Source organism: Candidatus Omnitrophota bacterium, from assembly GCA_023819145.1.
GTDB lineage: Bacteria > Omnitrophota > Gorgyraeia > DTHP01 > DTHP01 > JBFWKV01.
Genome location: JAMWCW010000019.1, coordinates 1 through 10,113, shown reverse-complemented (window position 1 = coordinate 10,113; position 10,113 = coordinate 1). Strand labels below are relative to the sequence as shown.

The window sequence follows — 10,113 nt, the reverse complement described above, 5'->3', positions numbered from 1 at the left end:
AAGATTTAGGAATAAAAGAAGTGCGTTTTTTTGACTTGGGGTTGACCAATGACCTAAACTGGGCAAAAAAATTGTTTAATGAGATGATAAGAAACAAAATTAAACTTACCTGGTCCTGTGAGGCACGGGTTGATAGGATAAATCCTGAAATAGTTAAATTGATGAGAACTGCCGGATGTCGTTCAATTGACATTGGAGTAGAGACCGCAGATAGAGAAATTTTAAAGACAATCAAAAAGAATATAACCTTAGAACAGGTGTTTGAAGCAGTAAATATAATTAAGAAAGAAAAGATTAAGGTGATGACCCATTTTATATTAGGTTTGCCTGGGGAAACAAAAGAAACTGTAAGGAAAACCCTTGATTTTGTTTTAAAATTAAATCCTGATTATATGGCACTGGGAATTGCTACCCCTCATCCAGGAACTTCTTTTTATGATTTTTTGGAGAAAAATAATTATCTAAAAACTAAAGACTGGTCTAAATATGACCCTCTACAGGAGCCGGTGTATGATTATCCAGAGATATCTGGCAAGGAGATTTATAAAGCACTATCTTATATCTATCGGAGATTCTATTTAAGGCCAGAATATATCAGTAAAAGAATTATAAGTATTAGAAATCTTAGAGATTTCCGAAGAGGAGTGATAGATTTTTTAGGATTTAGTTCAAGATTCCTCTTTCCTAATTATAGATAGTTGCCGATGATATATGTAGCCTTAGATGATTTGCTTTCTCTTTATTCCTTTCCAGAGCACCCCTTTAATAAGCAAAGATATTTTGCTTTTAAAGATGCCTTAGAGAAAAAAGGTCTTATCCGGTATCTTAAAAAGGTAGAATCAAGGGAAGCAAAGAGAGATGAACTTTTACTTTTTCATACAAAAGAGTATATAGAATTCGTTAAAAATAAAGATAAAGAAGGTGGATATTTAGACTACGGAGATACACCGGCATTTGAAGGAATATTTAGAGCAAGTAGTATAATCGTTGGAACTACCCTCAATTGTATAGACAAAGCAATCCAGGAGAATACAAAGGTATTTACGCCAGTTGGTGGTTTACACCATGCATATAGAGACAGAGCATCTGGGTTCTGTGTATTCAACGATATCTGTATAAGTATAAATTATCTCAGAAAAAAATATGGGATAGAAAAGATTTTATATTTTGATATTGATGCCCATCATGGAGATGGAGTATATTATTCTTTCATAGAAGACCAAGATTTATACATCGTAGATTTTCACCAAAGAGGAATCTTTCCGGGAACAGGAAGTAAAACAGAGAAAGGAATTGGTAAAGCTTCGGGAACAAAATTGAACATAGAGTTAACCGCTGGCACAACCGATGAAATTTTTTTAGGAGAACTAAAAAAAATAGAAGAATTTTTAAATACAATAAAAATAGAATTTATTCTCTTTCAGGCCGGTTGCGATTCACTAGCAGATGATCCTATTACTTTTTTGAATTTAACAGAGAGAGTCCATCAAGGGGTGACCGGAATTTTAATTGAAATCGCTGATAAACAGGCTAAAGGGAGGATGGTGGTCTTTGGAGGAGGAGGATATTCTTTATCCAATATAAAGAAAGGCTGGATAGCGGTGATAGAGGAATTGTTGAAATATGAAAAGGTTAAAGAGAGAATTTTTTAGTCATCATCCCCAAGAGGTTGCTCCAAGGTTATTGGGGAAATATTTGGTAGTTAACTTGGAAGATAAAAAGATAATAACAAAAATTGTGGAAACCGAGGCATATGGAGGAGAAAGGGATTTGGGCTGTCATGTGGGGAGGTTTGGTTATACCCGAAGGACTTCGCTTCTGTTTGGAGAAGTCGGTTATGCTTATATCTACCCCGTTCACATTAATACCTTCTGTTTAAATGTTGTCTGTCATCCCCCGGGACAAGCGGGTGGTGTTTTAATCAGAGCATTAGAACCAATTGAAGGGATAGATTTAATCCTTAAAAATTTAAATAAATCCCCGGAAGATTACGCTATCCGAAAATTATTGAATGGTCCCGGGAAATTATGCAGAGCATTAAAGATTGATGTGTTTCTCAATGGATACGATATGATTAAAGGAGAAAAAATTTATTTTTTGGAAGGAGAAAATATTGAAAAAGAGGATATTTTAAGTACTCCCAGAGTAAACATACCTTATGCGGGAATTTGCAAGAAGTGGCTCTGGAGGTTTATTATTAAAGATTCTAAATTCTTATCAAGATGAAGATAGGGGAACCTGTCTGGTTGATGCAGCCCATACCTTATTTTGGAGAAAAATTAAAAGGGAAATGGATATATGAGCCGAAGCTGGATGGCTGGAGAATAGAGATCATAAAATGCTCGGATGGGAAAATTAAATTTTTTGGAAGAAGGTTAGAGAAGAATCCTGATTGGACAGAGGATTTGAAATATATTGCAGAAAAGATTGAGGGCAAAATTCCCAAAGGAACAATTTTGGATGGTGAATTATACTCAAGCAAAGGGAGAAGATTTATACCGAGTTTATTTTCTAAGAAGCAAAAGGTTGAGCCAATCATAGGTATTTTTGATGTTATCTATCTGGGAGAAAAATTTTTGGGAAATTTACCTTTGTCGGAAAGAAAATATATTCTTTCAAAAATAAAATTAGAAAAGCCATTTTACCATATAAAATTCTATCCACTTGTAGATATTAAAAAAGCATTAAAGAGATTCCTAAGAGAAGGATATGAAGGTATAGTTATTAAAAAACTGAATTCTCTATATAAAATCTCAAAAGAAGGGCCGGTGGCTACCGAGAATTGGAGGAAGATAAAAGGAGGCTGAAAATGATTGGAAGATTTCAAGTAATGGCAATATTACAGGCAGCAAGAGCAAAAGTTTTAGGTTTAGCTCTGGATTCAGCAAAGAGTTGGGGATTAAATAGAGCAATTTTTTATGCTGCAGCAAAGAAAGGATTTGTAAAGCCAAAGTATCCACCTTCGGAAGTGAAGATCCCTGAAAAAGTAATTGAAGAAGAGATGCGCAAAGAAATAGCCAAGACCTTTGAGATATATCATTTAGGAGATGAGATGGCTTATAGTGTTAAAATGGGCAAAAAAAGAATGTTTATGATTGGGAATGAAGTTCAATCTCCCGAAAGTTTTTATAAACAGGTAGAATCTCGCTTGGGGAAAAATTTTCCTAAGGTATGGGATGAGGCAATCAGTATATGTAAAAGTTATGACAAAGGAATCTTAAAATCTCAGCGATATTTTTATGAAACAGTATACAAACCAAGAAGGGATGAATTAGCTACTAAATGGTCAAAATTATAACCAGGGGAGGGGAGATGGATAAGGTGCAAATCTTTTCTGTTTTTGTAAGTTTTTTTCTTTTATGGGTTATACTTCATCTCATTAAGATTCGGCGTTTGGGAATTCAGTATAGTATTGTTTGGTTAATTACTGGTTTAGTTTTACTCATCCTTTCTTTCTGGAGAGATTTGCTGGAGAAAATGGCAGAATGGATAGGGATACATTATCCACCTTCTTTGCTTTTTCTCCTGGGATTTTTCTTTTCCTTAATCATTCTTTTACATTTCTCGGTGATTGTTACCCAACTGACGGAGATGAACAAGGAATTGGCGCAGAAAATCAGCCTTTTGAACTTAGAAATAGAAGAATTAAGAAAAAAATTATAATTTATGATGTTATTAACTATAGACATTGGTAACACCAATATTTCTTACGGAATATTTGAAGGGGAAATTTTGATTAAAAAAGGGAAAATCCCTACGGAGAGTCCGGATTATCTGAGATATCTAAGAAATTTTCCCTGGGAAGATATTGGGGAGATAATCATCTGCAGTGTAGTTCCCCAGGGTTTGAAAAGATTAAGAAATGGTCTGAAAAAATTCTTTCCTAAAAAACCCTTTATCCTGGGAGAAAATATCTCTGTTCCGATGAAAAATCTCTACAAAAAACCAGAAGAGGTAGGGCAAGATAGATTAGTCAATGCCTACGCAGGATACTATTTCTATGGAGGTAACCTGGTGGTGATTGATTTTGGCACAGCAGTTACTTTTGATGTGGTTTCCGGAAGAGGAGAATATTTAGGAGGAATGATTTTCCCGGGTTTGAGAACTTCCTTAGAAGCATTATGCCAGAAAGCGGCTCTGCTTCCCAAAAATATGGATTTTACTCTTCCTAAGGGGTTTATTGGTGTTTCTACAAAAGAAAGTATTTTAAGTGGAATTTTTAATGGGTTTTTAGCAATGACCCGCCAGTTAGTGCAGATTCTTAAAGAAAAACAGGGAATAGAAAAGGTAGTTTTTACCGGCGGTGATGCTTCTAAACTCTATCCTTACCTTGCTGATTTGGGGACTCTGCGTGAAACTCTTATCTTGGAAGGGCTGAGGTTAATATACGAAAATAAGAAAAGTAATAAATAATTCTATAATTTAATGCGATTTTGTATATTAAAATCTAAAAAATTTCCCAAAATACCAAAAATTAATAAAAAATATAAAAAATTTAGACTTGCATTTGAGTTAAAATTAGTCTAAAATTTATTTTGTTAATTTTAGCACTCATTAAATTTGATTGCTAACAAGAAAGGAGGGATGGGTATGGCAGAAGTAAAGACGAAGATTAATGTTCAGCCTTTAGGTGACCGGGTAGTGGTAAGGCCATTAGAAGCGGGTAACAAGACAAAAAGTGGAATTGTGCTTCCGGACACTGCTAAGGAAAAGCCTCAGGAAGGTGAAATCGTAGCCGTAGGAAAGGGTCGCTTATTAGAGAATGGAGAAATTAGACCCTTAGAAGTAAAAGTAGGAGACAAAGTTCTTTATGGTAAATATTCCGGGACAGAGATTACCATTGAGGACCAGGAATATCTTATTCTCCGGGAAGAGGATATTCTGGCAATAATTAAGTAATACTGGATTTGTTTAAGAGGAGGTGAAAATATGGCAAAGCAATTGAAGTTTGATGAAGAGGCAAGGCGTTCTCTTCTCAAAGGAGTAGAAGTAATTTCTAAGGCGGTTAAAGTAACCTTAGGTCCTAAAGGAAGGAATGTGGTTCTGGATAAAAAATTTGGTTCTCCGGTGATTACCAAAGATGGAGTTACGGTAGCCAAAGAGATTGAATTAGAGGACCCCTATGAAGATATGGGTGCACAGTTAGTAAAAGAGGTAGCAGAAAAAACCTCGGATGCTGCTGGAGACGGAACCACTACCGCTACCATTTTAGCGGAAGCAATTTATCGGGAAGGATTGAAACTGGTTTCTGCAGGTGCCAATCCTATGGCATTGAAGAGAGGTGTGGATAGGGCAGTGGAGACAGTGGTGGATGAACTGAAAAAACTCTCTAAACCCATTAAGGACAAGAAAGAAATTGAACAGGTGGCTACCATTGCTGCAAACAATGATAAAAATATTGGTAATCTTATTGCCGAAGCAATGGATAAAGTAGGAAAAGATGGGGTAATTACGGTAGAAGAATCAAAAACCATGGCTACTACTTTGGAAGTAGTGGAAGGAATGCAGTTTGACCAGGGATATCTTTCTCCCTACTTTATTACCGATGCCGAGCGTATGGAGGCAATCTTAGAAGACCCCTATATTTTGATTTATGAAAAAAAGATTTCTGCTTTAAAAGACCTGCTTCCGCTCTTAGAGAAAATTGCCCGTACGGGAAAACCGCTTTTAATCATTGCGGAAGAGGTGGAAGGTGAGGCACTGGCAACCTTAGTGGTAAATAAGATTCGGGGAACTCTTTCCTGCTGTGCGGTGAAGGCACCTGGTTACGGTGATAGAAGAAAGGCAATGCTTGAAGATATTGCTATTCTTACTGGCGGTAAAGCCATCACCGAGGATTTGGGAATAAAATTGGAAAATGTTACCCTTGAAGACTTGGGGAGAGCAAAACGCATTACGGTGGATAAGGAAAATACTACCATTGTTGAGGGTGCAGGAAAAACCTCCGAGATTAAAGGAAGAATTAATCAGATTAAGAAACAGATTGAGGAAACCGATTCTGATTATGACCGGGAGAAACTCCAGGAGCGTTTGGCAAAACTTGCCGGTGGAGTAGCAGTGATCCGTGTTGGTGCAGCCACGGAGACCGAAATGAAGGAAAGGAAGGCACGTGTGGAAGATGCCTTACATGCCACCCGTGCAGCGGTAGAAGAAGGAATTGTTCCCGGTGGAGGAGTGGCTTTACTCAGATGTATCCCCTCGGTAGAAAAACTTAACTTAGAGGGTGATGAGAAGATTGGGGCAGAGATTGTAAAACGTGCCTTAGAAGAACCGATCAGACAACTGGCGGAGAATGCCGGACAGGAAGGTTCAGTGGTCGTGCAGAGAGTAAAAGAAGAAAAAACCAATGTAGGGTTTGATGTGGAGAAAGGTCGTTATACCGATATGCTGGAGGCGGGGATTATTGACCCTACCAAGGTTACCCGTTATGCCATTCAGCATGCTTCCAGTGTGGCTTCGCTATTGATTACCACCGAGGCTCTGGTTACGGATATTCCTGAGAAGGAGAAAACTCCTCCTATGCCTCCGGGAGGATACGGAGGAGAATATTAAAAACCAGGAAATGAGAGAAAGCCCTGGGAATAAACCCAGGGCTTTTTTATTTTATCAATGGCAGAGTGTAAAGTTTGTCAGAAGAAATCTTTCCTTATCTCTGATTATCCCGGTGTATGCTTAGATTGTATAAGGAATGATTTTGAAAGGGCAAAGCCGTATATCTTAGAGGCACATAAGAAAACAAGAAAAGATTTTGCTCTCCCCTTTATCCCCCCTAAAGAAAAAGCAGGTATTTTATGTAATCTCTGTGTGAATGAATGCCGGATAGGAGAAAATGAGAAAGGATTCTGTGACTTGCGGAAGAATTTAAAGGGAAAATTAATTGGAGCAGATGTAAAAAGGGGGAATTTATCTTTCTATTTTGACCCTCTACCCACAAATTGTGTTGCGGATTGGACCTGTCCTGGAGGAACAGGCTGTGGTTTTCCTGAATTTTCTTATCAAAAAGGACCGGAATACGGATATAAGAATTTAGCAGTTTTTTATAATGGATGCAGTTATAACTGCCTTTTCTGTCAGAATTGGCATTTTAGGGATGCCTTGGGAGATAGAGAAAAAAGAAAACTTATCCTTAGCAGAGATTTAGCCTCTATTATAGATGAGAAGACATCCTGCATCTGTTTCTTTGGTGGAGACCCATCCTGTCAACTTCCGCATTCCATTTTAACCTCAAAGATTGCTTTAAAGAATAAAAAAAATAGAATCTTAAGAATCTGCTGGGAGACAAATGGCTCAATGAATGAAAATTTATTAGCTGAGATTGTTGAAATTGCTTTAGCATCTGGTGGTTGTATAAAATTTGATTTAAAGGCATGGACTGAAGAATTGAACATTGCTTTATGTGGAGTCTCAAACAAAAGAACATTTGATAATTTTGCGAAAGTTTCCTCTTATATAAAAAAAAGACCTATCCCTCCTCTTTTGATTGCCTCAACCCTTTTAGTTCCTGGCTATGTAGATGAGTATGAGATAGAAAAAATCTCTAAGTTTATTTATTCTTTGAATAAAAATATCCCTTACTCCCTTTTAGCTTTTTACCCTTCTTTTTATATGCATGACCTTCCCACCACCTCCTATCCGCATGCCTACAGATGCAAAGAGGTGGCTTTAAATTCTGGCTTAAAGAATGTCCATATCGGAAATTTTCATCTTTTATCCCACAGATACTAAACTATTTATTCTCTTCAAAACTCTTAACCACTTCTTTTACTTCCCACTCTGTCTTCTCAATTTTTTCCTTGCAGAGCTTGATTAACTCTGTTGCCCTCTTTACTTCTTTAGCCAGGTCATCAACATCTATCTGACCATCTTGAATCCTCTGCAGGATTCTTTCCAACTCCTCAACTGCTTTACTGTACTTTAATCCTTCTTTAGCCATCTCTACTCCTTTTTTATTCTCTTCACCTTGCTTTCAATCTTTCCATCAAAAACTATAGTTACTAAATCCTCGTCTTTTTTAGTATCCTCTATACTTTTTATTGTCTTTCCATCCTTTGCTTTGGTGATACTGAATCCTCTTTTTACTGTATTCATCGGGTCTAAAATTTTTATTTTCTCTTCATAATGACTGACTTCAATTTTTTTATTTTTAAGATAATGGAATGTTTCCATAGAGAGTTCTTTTGTTTTTTCTTTTAAATTTATTTTAAGAGTATAAACTAAATTAGCCGGGCATATCTTAATTTCTTTAATTAGAGAGATGAGTTTTTCTCGATGGTCCCTTAAAAATTTCTGTGTCTCTAAGTTAATATCTTTTGCTTTGATTCCCAAGGTCTGACTTTCTCGGCTCAATATTTCCTCTGTCTGGGCAATTAGGGATTCAATTTTTTCATCCAAATTATCTAAAAAATCCTTTACCCTTCCTACCAAAAATTGTGCAATTGCAGTGGGAGTTTTGAAATATGTATGTGCTACGCGGTCGGCAATAGTTACATCTATCTCATGCCCAATTCCGGTTAATACAGGAAATTTTGCATTGGCTATTCTTTCCGCTATCTTTTTATTATCAAACCAACTGAGGTCTGCGGTGGAACCTCCTCCTCTGGTTATCACCACCAAATCCAAAAATGGAATCTGGTCAAAGATTTCCAAAGCAGAACAGATATTCGGTTCAACATTCTTTCCCTGCATAGCGGAATCAAAATAATAGATTTTGAATCCATAGCCACTTCTCTTTAGTTCATCCAGGAAATCATTATAGGCAGCACTATTATAAGAGGTAATTAATCCTATATTTAATGGAACCAGAGGTAAGTTTAATCTTTTGTTCTTTTCCAAAAGCCCTTTTGCCTTTAATTCTTCAATTATCTTCTGTCTGCTTTGGGCAATTTTCCCTAAGGTATAAACCGGGTCAATATCTTCTACAATCAGAAGCAATTTTCCATATTTTGAGAAATCAACCCTACAGAGAAATTTTACTTCTAAGTCATCCTTTAATTCAAGGAGTGCGTGTTTTAAAATCTGGTTTAAGAATAATTTTCTATCTTTAAAGATTACCGCACTAACTGAGGCGATTACTTCATCAACCTCGGGATGTTTCTCGCAGAGTCTAAAATAGACATCTGGTTTATGTTTATTTTTGTTGTAATCCTGAATTTCTCCGCAGACCCAGATTAGTTCCGGAAATTCTCTCTTTAATATGCCTTTTACTTCCGCATTCAATTCCCGGATGGAATAGACTTTTTCTGTCTTTAACTTTATCTCCATTTTTATCTCTTATTATTATACCAAATTTCTCTTGGGGAAGAATTGAATTTTTGATAAAATTATATGTCTCATAAAAGAAAAAAGTCAAACCCCAATTATCTTGATAGATTCGCAGACCAAATGATTGGTATACACTTTCATGGCCTAAAAGCTTTAGATGACTATTTAGCACCTTTTAGTGGCAATTTTGATTTTTCTAAGATATCTCTCTGTTTATCTCGTAATAATTTAATTAAAGTTATAGAGGTCAATTCGAAAGCAATCCAGCTGAAATAAAAGAGGTGTTAAAGCATCTTTCTATAAGTTTCTGAGAAGCAAAATGAAAGTAAAAGATATTCTTATAAAGATGCCTTTTAACATTGAGAATTCAACTACTTTAATTTTGATTATAAAGGCAATGAAAGAGACCGGACTTGATATATTGCCGATAGTAAATAAAGATATGCGCTTAGTGGGTATTATAGGTTTGGATGATATCGCCAAGATATTCGCGCCCTATTCTGGTCCAATGCAGACCTTGGTAAAGAGCCTTCCTTTCTTAGATGATTTAGTGGAAAAAGATTTTTCTATAAACCATGTTAGCCCAGAAATGCTTAAGCTTTGTATTGCTGAAGATATAATGGATACAAATTTTATTACAATTTCCCAGGATACGGATTTAGAAAAGGCATATTCCATAATGGTACTTCATAAAGTAGAGATTGCCCCGGTAACGGATGACGGTCATCTATTAGGTATAGTAAGGTTATTAGATATAATACAGGTTGTTTTAAAAGAAAAAGGGTTGGAGTGAATACAATATTAGTATTGAGTATAGTTCTTTTGTTCGGTATTTTCTTGGCGCGATTCTTT

13 protein-coding genes are annotated in these 10,113 nt (G+C 36.2%); 11 read left to right on the top strand and 2 right to left on the bottom strand.

The window, feature by feature from the left end; translation table 11 throughout:
• The 10 genes from NC818_07325 to NC818_07280 all read left to right on the top strand — a co-directional run.
• On the top strand, nucleotides 1-698 hold a 698-nt coding region (locus tag NC818_07325; GenBank protein MCM8784552.1), incomplete at its 5' end, for a radical SAM protein.
• Nucleotides 699-704: 6 nt separating this feature from the next.
• Nucleotides 705-1,652, top strand: a complete 948-nt coding sequence (locus NC818_07320) for an acetoin utilization protein AcuC (GenBank protein ID MCM8784551.1) — start codon at nucleotides 705-707, stop codon at nucleotides 1,650-1,652.
• On the top strand, nucleotides 1,624-2,226 hold the full coding sequence (locus tag NC818_07315; protein ID MCM8784550.1) for a DNA-3-methyladenine glycosylase: 603 nt from the start codon (nucleotides 1,624-1,626) through the stop codon (nucleotides 2,224-2,226). Before NC818_07320 ends, NC818_07315 begins: the two co-directional genes overlap by 29 nt.
• Entirely contained in the window at nucleotides 2,223-2,807 is a 585-nt protein-coding gene (locus tag NC818_07310; GenBank protein ID MCM8784549.1) for a hypothetical protein, read from the top strand. Before NC818_07315 ends, NC818_07310 begins: the two co-directional genes overlap by 4 nt.
• 2 nt (nucleotides 2,808-2,809) lie before the next feature.
• A complete protein-coding gene (locus NC818_07305; protein ID MCM8784548.1) occupies nucleotides 2,810-3,298 on the top strand; it encodes a hypothetical protein in 489 nt (162 codons plus the stop codon).
• 14 nt (nucleotides 3,299-3,312) lie between these two features.
• A complete protein-coding gene (locus NC818_07300) occupies nucleotides 3,313-3,663 on the top strand; it encodes a DUF2304 domain-containing protein (GenBank protein ID MCM8784547.1) in 351 nt (116 codons plus the stop codon).
• A 3-nt stretch (nucleotides 3,664-3,666) separates the two neighbouring features.
• Nucleotides 3,667-4,413 carry a type III pantothenate kinase gene (locus tag NC818_07295; GenBank protein ID MCM8784546.1) on the top strand — a complete coding sequence of 249 codons (747 nt, stop codon included), beginning with the start codon at nucleotides 3,667-3,669 and terminating at the stop codon, nucleotides 4,411-4,413.
• 177 nt (nucleotides 4,414-4,590) lie between these two features.
• Nucleotides 4,591-4,899, top strand: coding sequence for a co-chaperone GroES (gene groES / locus NC818_07290; GenBank protein MCM8784545.1), 309 nt, complete (start codon nucleotides 4,591-4,593; stop codon nucleotides 4,897-4,899).
• A 30-nt stretch (nucleotides 4,900-4,929) separates the two neighbouring features.
• On the top strand, nucleotides 4,930-6,552 hold the full coding sequence (gene groL / locus NC818_07285; protein MCM8784544.1) for a chaperonin GroEL: 1,623 nt from the start codon (nucleotides 4,930-4,932) through the stop codon (nucleotides 6,550-6,552).
• A gap of 57 nt (nucleotides 6,553-6,609) precedes the next feature.
• Complete coding sequence (locus tag NC818_07280) at nucleotides 6,610-7,725, top strand: radical SAM protein (protein ID MCM8784543.1); 1,116 nt, start codon at nucleotides 6,610-6,612, stop codon at nucleotides 7,723-7,725.
• Between the two features lies 1 nt (nucleotide 7,726).
• Here the strand turns inward: NC818_07280 and xseB are convergent, their stop codons facing one another.
• Nucleotides 7,727-7,933 (bottom strand): exodeoxyribonuclease VII small subunit, encoded by a 207-nt coding sequence (gene xseB, locus NC818_07275; protein ID MCM8784542.1) that lies wholly within the window; start codon nucleotides 7,931-7,933, stop codon nucleotides 7,727-7,729.
• A 2-nt stretch (nucleotides 7,934-7,935) separates the two neighbouring features.
• The gene (gene xseA / locus NC818_07270; protein ID MCM8784541.1) at nucleotides 7,936-9,261 is read right to left on the bottom strand and encodes an exodeoxyribonuclease VII large subunit; all 1,326 of its coding nucleotides are present in this window, start codon (nucleotides 9,259-9,261) and stop codon (nucleotides 7,936-7,938) included.
• Between the two features lie 319 nt (nucleotides 9,262-9,580).
• On the opposite strand from xseA, the gene NC818_07265 reads away from it, so the two are divergent.
• A complete protein-coding gene (locus tag NC818_07265; GenBank protein ID MCM8784540.1) occupies nucleotides 9,581-10,054 on the top strand; it encodes a CBS domain-containing protein in 474 nt (157 codons plus the stop codon).
• Nucleotides 10,055-10,113 lie beyond the last annotated feature (59 nt).